This is a genomic window from Polynucleobacter duraquae (assembly GCF_000973625.1).
Lineage (GTDB): Bacteria > Pseudomonadota > Gammaproteobacteria > Burkholderiales > Burkholderiaceae > Polynucleobacter > Polynucleobacter duraquae.
Window position 1 is genome coordinate 1,699,590 of sequence record NZ_CP007501.1, and the last position, 13,997, is coordinate 1,713,586.

General features: G+C 47.6%; 14 protein-coding genes. 10 read left to right on the forward strand and 4 right to left on the reverse strand.

The annotated features are described in order from the left end of the window. Positions 1-49 precede the first annotated feature (49 nt). Positions 50-364: a DUF3579 domain-containing protein gene (locus CL55_RS08785; RefSeq protein WP_046330743.1), complete on the forward strand. Its 315-nt coding sequence runs from the start codon at positions 50-52 to the stop codon at positions 362-364. 76 nt (positions 365-440) lie between these two features. On the opposite strand, the gene rpsT is transcribed toward CL55_RS08785, so the two are convergent. Then, positions 441-707 (reverse strand): 30S ribosomal protein S20, encoded by a 267-nt coding sequence (gene rpsT / locus CL55_RS08790; RefSeq protein ID WP_046330744.1) that lies wholly within the window; start codon positions 705-707, stop codon positions 441-443. Positions 708-860: 153 nt separating this feature from the next. Here rpsT and murJ point away from each other — a divergent pair, with 153 nt between their 5' ends. Genes murJ through miaA form a run of 3 tightly spaced genes read left to right on the forward strand, consistent with a single transcriptional unit; the run spans position 861 to position 4,321 of the window. After that, positions 861-2,414 carry a murein biosynthesis integral membrane protein MurJ gene (gene murJ / locus CL55_RS08795; protein WP_046330745.1) on the forward strand — a complete coding sequence of 518 codons (1,554 nt, stop codon included), beginning with the start codon at positions 861-863 and terminating at the stop codon, positions 2,412-2,414. Between the two features lie 5 nt (positions 2,415-2,419). Continuing rightward, positions 2,420-3,262 (forward strand): SirB1 family protein, encoded by an 843-nt coding sequence (locus tag CL55_RS08800; RefSeq protein WP_046330746.1) that lies wholly within the window; start codon positions 2,420-2,422, stop codon positions 3,260-3,262. Between the two features lie 54 nt (positions 3,263-3,316). Further along, positions 3,317-4,321, forward strand: a complete 1,005-nt coding sequence (gene miaA / locus CL55_RS08805; RefSeq protein ID WP_046330747.1) for a tRNA (adenosine(37)-N6)-dimethylallyltransferase MiaA — start codon at positions 3,317-3,319, stop codon at positions 4,319-4,321. Between the two features lie 13 nt (positions 4,322-4,334). Here miaA and purM read toward each other — a convergent pair whose 3' ends face one another. After that, positions 4,335-5,387, reverse strand: coding sequence for a phosphoribosylformylglycinamidine cyclo-ligase (purM, locus tag CL55_RS08810; RefSeq protein WP_052728813.1), 1,053 nt, complete (start codon positions 5,385-5,387; stop codon positions 4,335-4,337). Positions 5,388-5,460: 73 nt separating this feature from the next. On the opposite strand from purM, the gene CL55_RS08815 reads away from it, so the two are divergent. The 6 genes from CL55_RS08815 (at position 5,461) to panB (ending at position 10,736) form a co-directional block, all read left to right on the forward strand. After that, positions 5,461-6,450 (forward strand): AI-2E family transporter, encoded by a 990-nt coding sequence (locus CL55_RS08815; protein ID WP_046330749.1) that lies wholly within the window; start codon positions 5,461-5,463, stop codon positions 6,448-6,450. A gap of 12 nt (positions 6,451-6,462) precedes the next feature. Next, positions 6,463-7,221 (forward strand): DnaA regulatory inactivator Hda, encoded by a 759-nt coding sequence (gene hda / locus CL55_RS08820; protein WP_046330750.1) that lies wholly within the window; start codon positions 6,463-6,465, stop codon positions 7,219-7,221. A gap of 6 nt (positions 7,222-7,227) precedes the next feature. Then, the gene (locus CL55_RS08825) at positions 7,228-7,908 is read left to right on the forward strand and encodes a histidinol-phosphatase (protein WP_046330751.1); all 681 of its coding nucleotides are present in this window, start codon (positions 7,228-7,230) and stop codon (positions 7,906-7,908) included. After that, positions 7,905-9,305, forward strand: a complete 1,401-nt coding sequence (gene pcnB, locus CL55_RS08830; protein ID WP_046330752.1) for a polynucleotide adenylyltransferase PcnB — start codon at positions 7,905-7,907, stop codon at positions 9,303-9,305. Before CL55_RS08825 ends, pcnB begins: the two co-directional genes overlap by 4 nt. A gap of 70 nt (positions 9,306-9,375) precedes the next feature. Continuing rightward, positions 9,376-9,903, forward strand: a complete 528-nt coding sequence (folK, locus tag CL55_RS08835; protein ID WP_046330753.1) for a 2-amino-4-hydroxy-6-hydroxymethyldihydropteridine diphosphokinase — start codon at positions 9,376-9,378, stop codon at positions 9,901-9,903. Between the two features lie 17 nt (positions 9,904-9,920). Further along, positions 9,921-10,736, forward strand: a complete 816-nt coding sequence (gene panB, locus CL55_RS08840) for a 3-methyl-2-oxobutanoate hydroxymethyltransferase (RefSeq protein ID WP_046330754.1) — start codon at positions 9,921-9,923, stop codon at positions 10,734-10,736. Positions 10,737-10,750: 14 nt separating this feature from the next. Here panB and dnaJ read toward each other — a convergent pair whose 3' ends face one another. Then, positions 10,751-11,881: a molecular chaperone DnaJ gene (gene dnaJ / locus CL55_RS08845; protein WP_046331281.1), complete on the reverse strand. Its 1,131-nt coding sequence runs from the start codon at positions 11,879-11,881 to the stop codon at positions 10,751-10,753. Between the two features lie 98 nt (positions 11,882-11,979). Beyond that, positions 11,980-13,911, reverse strand: coding sequence for a molecular chaperone DnaK (gene dnaK / locus CL55_RS08850; protein WP_046330755.1), 1,932 nt, complete (start codon positions 13,909-13,911; stop codon positions 11,980-11,982). Positions 13,912-13,997: the final 86 nt, after the last annotated feature.

A 13,997-nucleotide genomic window follows, 5' to 3' on the forward strand; every position in this document is an offset into this window, starting at 1 on the left:
AGCTAAGGTCTAAGTAACACCGATTCCTTACTACGATTTCTACGCCAACTTGAACCACAAAAAGCTTTTCATTCAAGGCATTACAACCTCTGGCAAACCTTTTCGACCTAGCGACTGGGCCGAACGTCTTTGCGGAGTAATGGCCACTTTTCGCCCACCAGGCGATGCTGGTGATCCCCGCTTTACTTACTCACCTTATGCCAGACCAGTGGTTATTGCAAAAGTAACCTGCGTTGTTATTGACACCAGACTAAGAGACCTCGATCCGAGAGCGCTCGACTTTGTCATCAACTTTGCCAAAGACAATTGTCTGCCAATCGAAGAAGCCTGCGAATTCGAACCGAAACCACAATCCCAACCCTAAAAACAAAAACCCGCTCTGATAAGGAGCGGGCTTAGACTCTAAATTACTCTAGAGTCTGCCTAAATCTATAAAAGTCTTACGCTGCCATCGCCTTAATAGCTGCAGACAAACGTGACTTCTGACGTGATGCGGTATTTTTGTGAGCAATCTTTTTGTCGGCAATCTTGTCGATTGTGGACTGAGTTGCTGCGAATACTTTAGCAGCAGCATCCTTGTCGCCAGTTTCAATTGCTTTGCGAACCGCCTTGATGGAAGTACGAAGCTTTGAACGCAAGCTAGAGTTGTGCTCATTCTGTTTTACTGCCTGCCGTGCGCGTTTACGCGCTTGTGCGGTATTGGCCATTTTTAAACCTTGCTATATAAAAATTACAAAATACGGTTAACTAAAATTCTGTGTGGGTTCGCCAAATTTGTAAGCTGACTCACCAAAACCCAAGATTTTACATTAAAGGACTAAAAAAGCCCAGCCGCTTGATAAATAGGGGAAAATTAGCCCATGAATCTGCTTTCAGCTGCCGCTAAGGTCAGCTCCCTCACCATGCTCTCCCGAATGACTGGACTACTTCGGGAGACCCTGATTGCCCGTAGTTTTGGAGCTTCTGAGTGGACTGACGCCTTTAATGTAGCCTTCAGACTGCCCAATTTGCTACGTAGACTCTTCGCTGAAGGGGCCTTTTCTCAGGCATTTGTGCCCATTTTGGGAGAAATCTCCAGTCAAGGGGATGTAAAACAGTCCCAAATCCTCGTAAATGCTGTTGCCACGCTCTTATTTTGGGCCTTACTGCTAACGGTAGTCCTTGGGGTTATCGGCGCTCCTCTATTGATTCTGGTGATTGCTACGGGCTTTGAGGGCGGCCAGGCCTATGAGGCAAGCGTAGTCATGACCCGCATCATGTTTCCTTACATTGGTCTTATTTCGATGGTTTCCCTCTCCGCGGGGATCCTCAATACCTTTGGCCGTTTTGCCATTCCAGCGTTTACTCCAGTTTTACTCAATTTAGCCCTAATTGGTAGCGCCATCTTTTTGGCACCCCATCTAGATCAGCCAATTTATGCCCTGAGTATCGGCGTACTCTTGGGCGGCGTATTACAGCTAGCCATTCAAGTTCCGGCTCTCGCTCAATTAGGCTTACTTCCAAGAGTGGGACTTCTACCCGGGGCAATTACAGCGGCTTTTAAAAATCCGGATGCCCGTCGTGTCATGAAATTAATGGGGCCTGCAGTGTTTGCAGTTTCAGTCGCCCAGATTTCTCTCATCATTAATACCAACATTGCATCTCGTTTACAAACCGGTAGCGTATCTTGGCTCTCCTATGCTGATCGCCTCATGGAGTTTCCAACAGCCCTTTTGGGGGTAGCGCTTGGAACGGTCTTGCTACCGAGCTTGAGCAAAGCAAATGCAAAAAATGATTTGGTGCATGCGGGTGAGCTGTTAATTTGGGGGCTGCAACTCACCTTTTTATTGGCAGCGCCATGTGCGATCGCTCTCTTTATTTTTGGAGAGCCGCTAGCAGCAGTTTTGTATCACTACGGTAAGTTCAGCGCCTTAGACGTATTAATGACGCAGCGTGCTCTGGCAGCCTATGGTGTTGGACTAATTGGCCTTATTTTGGTGAAGATCTTAGCTCCCGGCTTTTATTCCCGCCAAGATATTCGCACACCAGTAAAGATTGGTTTGCTGGTCTTGGTGGCAACCCAATTAGCTAATTTAGTGTTTGTTCCTTGGTTAGGTCATGCCGGCCTTGCACTTTCGGTTGGCGCTGGCGCCTGCTTAAATGCTGCACTACTGTGGGTAGGCCTGCATCGACGTGGTGCCCTACCTAGCGCTGCGTGGTTCAAGTATTTAGGGCAGTTATTGCTTGCCTTAATTCCTTTTGCGCTCCTGATGTATTACGCTGCCACCGCACATGATTGGATAGCACTGCAATCTAGCCCTTGGATTCGAGTGGGCTTATTGGCTGCCTGGCTAGCCGCTGCAGCAGTAGTGTATTTCGTAGCCTTATGGCTTGTCGGAATTCGCTGGCAAAAATTCCTGCGTCATGCAAAATAGCCTTTATGCCTACACAACAACTCGACTATTTCACATCCCTCGTAGCCGAAGACGAGCACCTCCCTCTAACTGAGGCGGCGGTGGCAGTTGCACAACATGCCTACCCAGATCTCGATGTTCAGGGCGTACTTGATCAGATCGATCAGTGGGGCAACAAAATCAAGCAGCGTATTACTCCGGACACACCACCGATTCAGCGCCTGCAGTTGCTCAAACATTTCTTTTACAACGAGTTAGGCTTTGGCCCAAACCAGAATGACTTCTACGCACCTGAGAATTCTTACCTCCACCAGATCATTGAGAGTCGCCGCGGCATTCCCATCTCGTTAGCTATCTTAATGATGGAGCTTGGACAGCAAATTGGTTTAAATATTCGCGGAGTATCTTTTCCCAATCACTTCATGATGCGTATTTCTTTGCAACAAGGCGAAATCATCATGGATCCGTTGAATGGCGAATCTCTTTCCAAAAATCAGTTACAAGAAATGCTCGACCCCTATCTCGATGCCAAAGGGTATCGCGGTGAGCTCAGCCTGCCACTCAATATTTTCTTGCGAGCCTCTAGCTCTCGAGAAATTCTCTCGCGCTTTATGAGAAATCTCAAAATGATTTATTCGGAAGATGAACGCTGGGAGCGTCTGCTAGGCATTCAAGAGCGTCTAGTGATTTTGTTGCCAGACTCAGCTGAAGAAGTTCGTGACCGTGGCTTGATCTTTGCACAACTAGAATATGTGCGACCTGCGATAGCTGATCTACATCACTACTTAGGCGAAATGCCTGGCGCAGAAGATGCGGCAGATATTCGTGAGCATATCGCCACGCTAGAGAGTCAAACTAAACTGCATTAGGCAGGGCGCACTCAATCTCAATAGTGCTTGCTTATTTCATTCTTATAATGGGGTATGCAAACTGAACCTCACATTCAGCCTACGCATTTACCTCATCAGCCACCCATACTTTGTATTGTTGGCCCCACGGGCGCAGGCAAAACCCATCTCGCGATGGCATTGGCTAAACATGCCAAATCCATAGGCCAGACTATTGAATTAATTAGCATGGACTCCGCACTGGTCTATCGCGGATTAGATATTGGCAGCGCTAAACCCACTCAGGCTGAGCAAGCTGCTGTTCAGCATCACCTCATCGATATCTTGGAACCCACCGAATCCTATTCAGCTGCACGTTTTGCAAATGATGCCAAGCGGCTAAGTGAGGAAATTCGTGATCGGGGAAATATTCCCGTTGTAGTGGGTGGCACGATGTTGTACTGGCGAGCCTGGGCATATGGCCTCTCATCTCTACCGCCAGCAGACCCAGAAATCCGCGCCCGCCTCGATGAGCAAGGTAAAGCAATTAGCTGGCCTGCGATGCACGCTAAATTAGCTCAAGTTGACCCCATGACTGCCGCGCGTTTACAACCCAATGATTCTCAACGAGTACAACGTGCCTTAGAAGTTTATGAAATTACGGGCAAGCCGATGTCGGAACTGTTGGCAGATTCACCAAGCGAAGATGGTAGGGAGGGGTCGGCTATTCCAGAATGGATTGATCTCATTTCATTAGAGCCAAGCGATCGCTCCCGCTTACATCAGAACTTAGAAAAACGGTTTGATGAAATGCTTACTGGAGGATTATTAGAAGAAGTTGCACTATTGAAAAAAAATCCCGATCTGCATGGTGATCTGCCTGCCATTCGCTCGGTGGGCTATCGACAAGTTTGGGAATATTTATCTGGTGAAGTAGATCAAGCCGAAATGCGCTACAAAGCGCTGGCAGCTACTCGGCAGCTTGGCAAACGACAATTAACTTGGTTGCGTGCAATCTCTGGAAGAAAAACATTCGACCCGTTTAACCCAACCGAGTTAAACGCGGCCCTAGAGTACTGCAAGCAAAGCCTAAATAAATAGGCTTTACTGGGCATTAAATAACGATCGTTTGTGGTGCACCAGCTGGACGCTCTACAACCTCGCCAACCATCCAGGCATGTAAACCTTCAGCCTTGAGCGATTGAATTGCAGCATCAGCTTGGGAAGCAGACACAATCACCACCATACCAATACCACAATTAAATACGCGAACCATTTCAGCATCGGCTACGCCACCCTTCATTTGCAACCAGCGGAACAGTTCTGGCATTTGCCAGCTATCGCGGTGCAATACTGCTTGAGTATTTTCTGGCAGCACGCGTGGCACGTTATCCACTAGGCCACCGCCAGTAATGTGGGCCATACCCTTCACATTGATTTCATTGATCAACTTTAGTAATGGCTTGACGTAAATTTGTGTCGGGGCCATTACGACATCACCCAAAGGTCGGCCGCCCAAATCATCAGTCGGCTTAGCTCCGGCACGCTCAATAATTTTACGAACTAGTGAATAGCCATTGGAATGCGCGCCACTTGAAGCAATTGCTAAGACCACATCTCCTGGGGCAATCGTTGCACCAGTAATAATTTTAGATTTTTCAACTGCACCAACAGCAAAGCCGGCTAAGTCGTATTCACCTGGAGGATACATACCGGGCATCTCTGCAGTTTCACCACCGATCAGTGCACAACCAGATAACTCGCATCCAGTCGCTATTCCGCCAACGACAGTGGCTGCAGTGTCGACAGTGAGCTTGCCGCAAGCGAAGTAATCCAAGAAAAAGAGGGGTTCAGCACCTTGCACCAAAATGTCATTCACGCTCATCGCCACCAAATCCTGGCCGATCGTATCGTGACGATTCCACTCAAAGGCCAATCTGAGCTTGGTACCAACCCCATCAGTGCCTGATACCAAAACTGGCTCTTTGTAGCGCTTTGGGACCTCAAACAGGGCGCCAAAGCCGCCAATCCCAGCTAGCACGCCTTCACGCATGGTTTTCTTGGCCAAAGGCTTAATACGATCCACCAAGTCATCACCAGCATCGATATCGACACCTGCGTCACGGTAGGAAAGGCCTTTTGAGGAAGAATCGGTAGATGAGTTCATGGCAGAGATAGAAGATTAGTAAAAAACGCTACTTGGTCGGTAGAATCATTGAATTCTAGAGGATTCGAGGACGATGGCTGAAATTTTTACCCCTTTTCTGACTGCATTTATTCTGGCTTATGCCTTGCGCCCAGTTTGCTTGTGGCTTGAGAGGCATCGCCTACCCCGCGCAGCGGCCGCTGGGATTGCCATGATTTTTGGCCTGCTTGTCGTATTTTTAATACTGACTCTATTTATTACTCTCGTCAAAACCGAAATCCCCCTAATTAAGGCTCAATTTCCGACTTGGATCCAAAACACCCAATCTTGGCTCGGGCCCAAGTTGAGTGAATTTCATATTGATGTGGATTGGGGCACCCTCAAATCCAGTGCTACCCAAAAAATTACCACGCACCTCAACGATAATTCTGATGCGCTCATGTCCTCCACTTTGGAGACTGTACTGATGTCAGGCAGCTCGGTTATTGCGGGATTCGTGAATGCGGTACTGATCTTATTTGTCATGTTTTATTTGTTGATCGACTGGAATCATTTTTTCAAACTTGTTAGAAAGATTGTTCCGGTCCGCGCACAAGATACGGTTCACCATCTCGCAATGCACGCTGATGGCTTACTCTCGCAATACCTCCGGGGTATGCTGATTGTGATTTCGATCATGTCCGTTTTCTACAGCGCAGGCTTAAGCATCATTGGGGTTCAAGGTGCAGTCGCCTTAGGCGTCTTTACTGCGCTGATGATTGTGATTCCCTACGTTGGTATTGCCTTGGGCTTTACTCTAGCGGTCCTTGCGGCCCTTTTGCAGTTTGGGCCCGGTGGCGCAATTGTTGGAGTCCTCGTGCTGTATGGACTAGGTCAATTTATTGAAGGCTTCTTTCTCACGCCACGCCTCGTGGGTGAACGAATTGGCTTGCACCCCGTTGCTGTGCTCTTTGCTCTATTGTTATTTGGAAAGTTATTTGGTTTCTTTGGCATCCTACTCGCATTACCCATCAGCGCAGTTGGTTTAGTGCTTTTGCAATATGGCTGGTCACGCTATACCCAAAGTCCGTGGTATCAAAAGTAAATTCCTGCAGCAATGAATAGTCCATCACTACCAAGACAGTTTGCACTCGACATCGGTCACACACCTAAACCCAGCTTAAGTAATTTTTTAGCCGGAGAAAATCTAGCGCTGCACTCTACCTTGTTGGCTATAGCCAAATCCTGGGAAATGAATGCTCCAAGATTAGCCAGTGAGAATCCTCTCAATGAACGCTGGATCTATTGGTGGGGGCCAGAAGGCTCTGGTCGCACCCACTTACTCGGTGCAATCGGCAATGCTGCTCAGCAATTAGACTTGAAGCACTTCCCCCTAACTCCCAATGAACCCATTTCTTGGGTGAATCTCGAGGAAAGTCTGCCTGCTCTATGCTCCAGTACTGCACCCTCAGTCATTACCGTTGATGACGTAGATCGACTTGATGAGCGCCAGGTAGCGTCCTTATTTCGTATTCTGAATGCCATCCAGGGTAGTGAAGCAATACATATTTTCATGGCAGGTAATGCTGCCCCTGGTGCATTAAGACTGAGAGAAGACCTGCGCACCCGCCTGGGATGGGGCTTGGTCTTTCAAACCCACCTTTTGGGTGATGATGAGAAAATAGAAGCCTTACAACAAGCAGCGCAAGCGCGCGGCTTGGTTTTATCGTCAGATGTATTGCCTTGGTTGCTAAATCGCTTTTATCGAGATATGCCCAACCTGATGGCATTGATTGATGCTTTAGATGCTTACTCACTAGAAACAAAACGCGCTGTCACCTTGCCCCTCGTTAGAGAGCTCTTGCAGCCTAAATAAATATTCATGACTCAATTAGCACTGTTCGATTTAGATCATACTCTTCTCCCCTGCGATAGCGATTATGAATGGGGTCAGTTCTTGGCGCGCATTGGTGTAGTCGATAGCAAATACTATGCGCAGCAAAATGAACGCTTTTATCAAGACTACAAAGATGGAAAGCTGAATATTCAAGAGTTCCTAAGCTTTGCATTAAAGCCACTCTCCGAACATTCCCGCGCACAGCTCAAAGAATGGCATGACGCCTTCATGCAGGAGGTCATTACTGGCCAACTCCGTCAACAGGCGGTTGATCTCGTGAAGCGCCACCAAGATGCTGGCGATCTTTGCTGCGTTGTGACTGCAACTAATAGCTTTGTTACTCGTCCCATCGTAGAAAGTTTTGGCATTGAACATCTGGTAGCTACTGAACCTGCCACTGTGGGAGATCAGCCTTTCGCTGATTTCACAGGTGAAGTCAAGGGTATACCGAGTTTTCGGGAAGGCAAAATTCAACGCGTTCATGATTGGCTTGCTAACCAAAAGCTCACATTTGATGAATTGCCAACAAGTTATTTTTATTCAGACTCAATGAATGATTTACCTCTCCTGGAAAAAGTGAGCAATCCAGTTGCCACCAATCCGGATGCTCGCCTACGTGATGAAGCCTTAAAACGTCACTGGCCCATACTTGAACTGTTTGCATGATTACCAAATTTATTAAACGTATTTTGCGTCGTGATCCCATGATCCGACATACTGCAGCCCATACCTCTGGTGCGCCGAAACGAGTCCCTAAAAAAACTCACCGCATTGACCCAGATTTACTTTCTAAAAATGCTGTGAAGGTAACTCAAACATTGCAGCAGGCTGGTTATGATGCATTTATTGTGGGTGGCGCCGTACGAGATTTAGCTTTAGGCATCGGCCCTAAGGACTTCGATGTGGCAACCAATGCCACACCTGAGCAGGTACAAAAACTATTTCGTAAAGCACGCCTCATTGGTCGTCGCTTCCAGATTGTGCATGTCACTTTTTTTGGCAAAGGCCAACCTGAAATTATTGAGGTTTCTACCTTTAGGGCTCTGCTAGAGAACGCTGGCGAACATGTAGCGGAAAATGGCCGTATCTTGCGCGATAACGTCTGGGGTAGCCAGCATGAAGATGCTGCGCGCAGAGATTTCAGCATTAATGCGATGTACTACGACCCTGCTACTGAAACTGTACTCGACTATCACGGCGGAATGGCTGACATGCAGAAGAAAACCTTGCGCATGATTGGTGATCCGGCTAAGCGCTATCGTGAAGATCCGATTCGTATGCTGCGCGCCATTCGCTTTGCAGCCAAGACTGGCTTTACCTTAGACGCAGCAACGCGCGCACCCATCGCCAAATTAGGTAAATTGATTCACGATGTACCTTCTGCTCGCCTCTTTGATGAAATTCTCAAACTTCTCATGTCTGGATACTCATGGGCTGCGATTCAAGGCCTCAAGGATGCAGGACTTCATCATGGCCTCCTGCCTTTGCTGGATCACATCTTGGATCAGAGTGCAGACTCTCAAGAAGCAAATGATTTTGTTCGCATTGCGCTCGCCAATACCGATGAACGCATCCAATCGGGTAAAAGTGTTTCGGCCGGATTCTTGTTTGCGACTTTGCTGTGGCCAGATCTACTCAATAATTGGAAAAAGAATATCGCTAAAGGGATTTCTAATATTCCCGCATTGCATGATGCAATGGATGAGACCATTGCCAGCCAAAGCAGCGGCATGGTAATTCAGCGTCGTTTCGAGAGCGACATGCGAGAAATCTGGTCGATGCAGTCCCGATTTGAAAAGCGTGTTGGACGCTACCCTTATCGCCTGATTGAATCCCCACGTTTTAGAGCAGGTTATGACTTTATGCTCCTGCGTTGCGCCACGGGTGAGAAAAATCCTGCTTTAGGGGAGTGGTGGAGCAGTTTCATCGCAAGCGATCCAGCAGAGCAAGAAGCCTTGATGGCCAGCGTCAAAAACGAGACTGGTAATAGCGCTGCCCCCACAAAAAAACGTCGCCGTAGAAAAGCCAAGGTAGCCGTGCCCAGTGAAAGCGCAGCAGACTAAGCAGACTTGAGAAAAATTCAGTAAAGTAGTTCTACTAGTTTTTTGTACCTCTCTCTTGTTTGGAATGGGCATGGCTCGAGCTTTTATTGGATTTGGTGGAAATATCGGTGACACGCGTCAGCTCATTACAGATGCGATTGTGTGTCTTGCGCAGCGCTGCGAACTCCAAATCCTAAGCAAAAGCTGTTTCTACCAAAGCGCGCCCTTTCAAGCTACCGGGGGAGACTATATTAATTCTGTGATTGAAATTGAAACGCAACTCAGCCCTTATGGCCTTTTGCACGTCTGCCAAGCAGTCGAGCAAGAATTTGGCCGTGAGCGTCCTTACGCAAATGCACCTCGCACAATTGATTTGGACATCCTGGCGTTTGAAGGCGTTTCTCAAACAGATACAGAACTCACAATCCCCCACCCCAGAATCATTGAGCGCTCATTTGTTTTACTTCCCTTACTAGAAATTGCCCCAGATTTCTTTTTGCCCAACTGGGGCGAACTCAAGGCGTATTTACCCAATGTAGCCGATCAGCGTATTGAAAAACTCTCTTGCCGCAACTGTAATTGCGGTGAAAAACAGGTTTATAGCCAGTCAGCGCATTAATTCATTAAACTCACGCCATGGGTTACTTACAAGGCGAAAAGCCAATTACGATTTCTAAACTCCATGCCATGCATGCTGAAGGTGAAAAAATCACCATGTTGACGGCTTACGATTCAACCATGTCAGCCCTGTTAAATCGCAGTGGAGTAGAAACCATCCTGATTGGGGACTCCTTAGGCAATGTGATTCAAGGTCACTCCAGTACAACACCCGTAACTGTTAAGCAAGTGGCCTATCACACCGAATGCGTCGCTCGCGCTAACACGCATGCATTCATCATTGCCGACCTACCTTTTGCCAGCTATGGTAACCCTGTTCAGGCCTTAGATTCAGCAGCAGAGCTCATGCGTGCTGGCGCCGACATGGTCAAACTTGAAGGCGGCGATTGGCAAATCGACATCATTCAGTATTTAGTAGAACGCAGTGTTCCTGTTTGCGCCCATTTAGGACTACTACCCCAGTCCGTTCACATCCTGGGTGGTTATAAGGTTCAAGGTAAATCGAAAGATGCCGCCAGCCTCATGCTTGAGCAGGCCATTGCGTGTGAACAGGCTGGTGCACAAATGATTGTGCTCGAAGCCATTCCATCTTCATTAGGCAAGCTCATTACCGAATCGCTTTCCATCCCTACCATTGGAATCGGTGCAGGCGTGAATTGCTCAGGTCAAGTATTGGTACTGCAAGATATGTTGGGCATCAGCCCTGGAAAGCCACCAAAGTTTGTTAAAAACTTTATGGATGGCCATGCCTCAATTGAGGCAGCAATCAAAGCCTATGTTCGGGAAGTGAAATCCGGAAAGTTCCCCGGACCCGAACACGGCTTTGCTGGTTAAGTCTGAGCTAGCAGTTAACTAAAAAAACTCTTTACACCGTCAAACCAACCCTTTTGATGTGGATTGTGTTTGTCGCCACCTGACTTCAAGCTGTCATCAAATTTCTGCAGTAATTTTTTCTGCTCATCGGTCAGCTTTACCGGAGTCTCGACAGCAACGTGGACAAAGAGATCGCCAACGATAGTAGAGCGCAAACCTTTAATGCCCTTGTTACGCAAACGGAATGTTTTTCCAGTCTGTGTACCTTCAGGAATCGGAAACTCTACGCGCCCTGACAGCGTTGGAACTTCGATATCCCCACCAATCGTTGCAGTTGCGAATGAGATCGGCATTTGGACATGCAGGTCACTGCCATCACGCTCAAATACTTTATGAGGTTTGACTCTCACCTCTACATAAAGATCTCCGGATGGCCCGCCATTGACGCCGGGTTCACCATTTCCAACAGAGCGCACACGCATACCATCATCAATACCCGCAGGGATTTTGATTTCAAGCGTCTTTTGTTCTTTATGTTTACCGCTGCCATGGCAAGTCTTGCATGGCTTAGGAATGTACTCACCAGTGCCGCGGCACTTAGGGCAAGTTTGTTGCATGGAGAAGAAACCTTGCTGGACACGGACCTGGCCATGACCTGCGCAAGTAGTACATCTCTCGGCTTTGCTACCAGGTTCAGCGCCAGTGCCATGACACGGCTTGCAATTACTCCAGCTTGGTACCCGAATTTGAGTTGTGTAACCCTCGGCAGCCTGCTCCAGAGTGATCTCCATGTTGTAACGTAAATCGGCACCTTTATATACCTGTGGTCCCGACTGACGTCCGCCACCCTGCCCAAAAATATCACCAAAGATGTCGCCGAAAGCGTCAGCAAAACCACCGCCACCAAAGCCGCCGCCACCAAAACCACCAGATTGATCAACGCCAGCATGACCATACTGATCATATGCGGCACGCTTATTCGGGTCCGTTAAAGTTTCGTACGCCTCTTTAACTTCTTTAAATTGCGCTTCTGCTGTTTTGCTATCGGGGTTACGATCAGGGTGATGCTTCATCGCCATTTTTCGATAAGCTTTTTTTAGCTCCTCATCGCTAGCGCCTTTGGCAACTCCCAAGACTTCGTAATAATCGCGTTTACTTGTAGACACAAAATTCCTCTCAACAACCTGAATGACACAAGTCGGCACGTGGCCGACTTGTTATTTAAGTACCTCTAAACTACGTTAAATGGCTATCAATGAAGGGATTACTTTTTGTCATTCACTTCTTTGAAATCCGCATCTACTACGTCAGCATCGGGGGCTGCACCTGGTGCACCACCAGGCGCTGCGCCAGGAGCGCCGCCAGCTTTAGCTTGCTCAGCAGCCATGGCTTTTTCACCCAGCTTCTGACTTGCCTTGCCCAAAGCCTCAGTCTTAGCCTCAATCGCAGCTTTATCGCTACCCTTAATTGCCTCGTCCAATTCTTTCAAGGCAGCTTCGATTGCTTCTTTCTCAGAAGCCTCCAAAGCAGAGCCGTGCTCTTCCAAAGCTTTCTTAGTTGAGTGAGCCAAAGCATCAGCAGTGTTACGTGCCGTTACTAATTCCAATGCTTTTTTATCTTCATCGGCATTCGCTTCAGCATCTTTCACCATGCGTAAAATTTCTTCTTCAGTCAAACCTGAGTTTGCCTTAATTGTGATCTTGTTCTCTTTGCCAGTTGTTTTGTCTTTTGCGGTTACATGCAAAATACCGTTGGCATCAATATCAAAAGTCACTTCAATTTGTGGCATACCGCGTTGTGCTGGAGCAATACCTTCCAAATTGAACTCACCGAGCAATTTGTTGGCAACGGCCATCTCACGCTCACCTTGGAAGCACTTAATGGTTACCGCAGGCTGGTTATCTTCCGCCGTAGAGTAAACCTGTGAATGCTTAGTCGGAATAGTCGTGTTTTTCGGAATCATCTTGGTCATCACGCCGCCCAAGGTTTCGATACCCAAAGACAATGGAGTTACGTCCAGAAGCAATACGTCTTTACGATCACCAGACAATACAGATCCCTGAATCGCAGCACCAACTGCAACTGCTTCATCGGGATTCACATCTTTGCGTGGCTCTTTGCCGAAAATTTCTTTTACCTTGTCCTGAACAGCAGGCATGCGGGTTTGACCGCCAACCAAAATCACATCATCAATATCAGCAGGATTCACGCCAGCATCTTTAATTGCAGTCAAGCAAGGACCAGCCGTACGGTTGATCAACTCTTCTACCAAAGATTCCAACTTAGCGCGGGTCAACTTCAAGTTCAAATGCTTAGGACCGCCTGCATCAGCAGTCACGTATGGCAAATTGATCTCGGTTTGTTGTGCAGAGGATAATTCGATCTTGGCTTTTTCGGCAGCGTCTTTCAAACGCTGCAGTGCCAATACGTCCTTACTCAAATCAACGCCTTGCTCTTTCTTGAACTCAGCAATGATCCAGTCAATGATGCGCTGGTCAAAATCTTCACCACCCAAGAAGGTATCGCCGTTAGTAGAAAGCACTTCGAACTGCTTCTCACCATCAACGTTAGCAATCTCAATAATGGATACGTCGAATGTACCGCCGCCTAAGTCATATACGGCAATCTTGCGATCGACCTTGTCTTGCTTGTCTAAGCCGAATGCCAATGCCGCAGCAGTTGGCTCATTGATGATGCGCTTCACATCTAAACCAGCGATACGACCCGCATCTTTCGTTGCTTGACGCTGGCTATCGTTAAAGTAAGCTGGCACAGTAATCACCGCCTCAGTCACTTCTTCGCCGAGGTAATCTTCGGCAGTCTTTTTCATTTTGCGCAGAATTTCTGCAGACACTTGTTGTGGTGCCATTTTTTTGTCGCGAGCTTCAACCCAAGCATCGCCGTTGTCCGCTTGAACAATTTTATAAGGCATCAAGCCGATGTCTTTTTGTACTTCCGCATCAGTAAATTTACGACCCATCAAACGCTTCACTGCGTAAATGGTGTTTTTAGGATTGGTCACTGATTGGCGCTTTGCAGGCGCACCAACCAATACTTCGCCATCTTCAACATAAGCGATGATGGATGGAGTTGTGCGACCGCCTTCTGCGTTCTCGACAACTTTAGGTGCATTGTTTTCAACAACTGAAACACACGAGTTCGTGGTTCCCAAGTCAATTCCGATAATCTTTCCCATAATGGCTCCAAAAAATTAAGTTATGTGTAACTTTGTCAAACTGCGAATCATTCGATGTGGAATAAATGGGGTCGAAGAAGAGAAAT

Bases quoted from the DNA above. Each gene is read 5' to 3' on its own strand.
- rpsT (WP_046330744.1), bottom strand. From the start codon at position 707: ATGGCCAATACCGCACAAGCGCGTAAACGCGCACGGCAGGCAGTAAAA.
- murJ (WP_046330745.1), top strand. From the start codon at position 861: ATGAATCTGCTTTCAGCTGCCGCTAAGGTCAGCTCCCTCACCATGCTC.
- CL55_RS08800 (WP_046330746.1), top strand. From the start codon at position 2,420: ATGCCTACACAACAACTCGACTATTTCACATCCCTCGTAGCCGAAGAC.
- miaA (WP_046330747.1), top strand. From the start codon at position 3,317: ATGCAAACTGAACCTCACATTCAGCCTACGCATTTACCTCATCAGCCA.
- purM (WP_052728813.1), bottom strand. From the start codon at position 5,387: ATGAACTCATCTACCGATTCTTCCTCAAAAGGCCTTTCCTACCGTGAC.
- CL55_RS08815 (WP_046330749.1), top strand. From the start codon at position 5,461: ATGGCTGAAATTTTTACCCCTTTTCTGACTGCATTTATTCTGGCTTAT.
- hda (WP_046330750.1), top strand. From the start codon at position 6,463: ATGAATAGTCCATCACTACCAAGACAGTTTGCACTCGACATCGGTCAC.
- CL55_RS08825 (WP_046330751.1), top strand. From the start codon at position 7,228: ATGACTCAATTAGCACTGTTCGATTTAGATCATACTCTTCTCCCCTGC.
- pcnB (WP_046330752.1), top strand. From the start codon at position 7,905: ATGATTACCAAATTTATTAAACGTATTTTGCGTCGTGATCCCATGATC.
- folK (WP_046330753.1), top strand. From the start codon at position 9,376: ATGGCTCGAGCTTTTATTGGATTTGGTGGAAATATCGGTGACACGCGT.
- panB (WP_046330754.1), top strand. From the start codon at position 9,921: ATGGGTTACTTACAAGGCGAAAAGCCAATTACGATTTCTAAACTCCAT.
- dnaK (WP_046330755.1), bottom strand. From the start codon at position 13,911: ATGGGAAAGATTATCGGAATTGACTTGGGAACCACGAACTCGTGTGTT.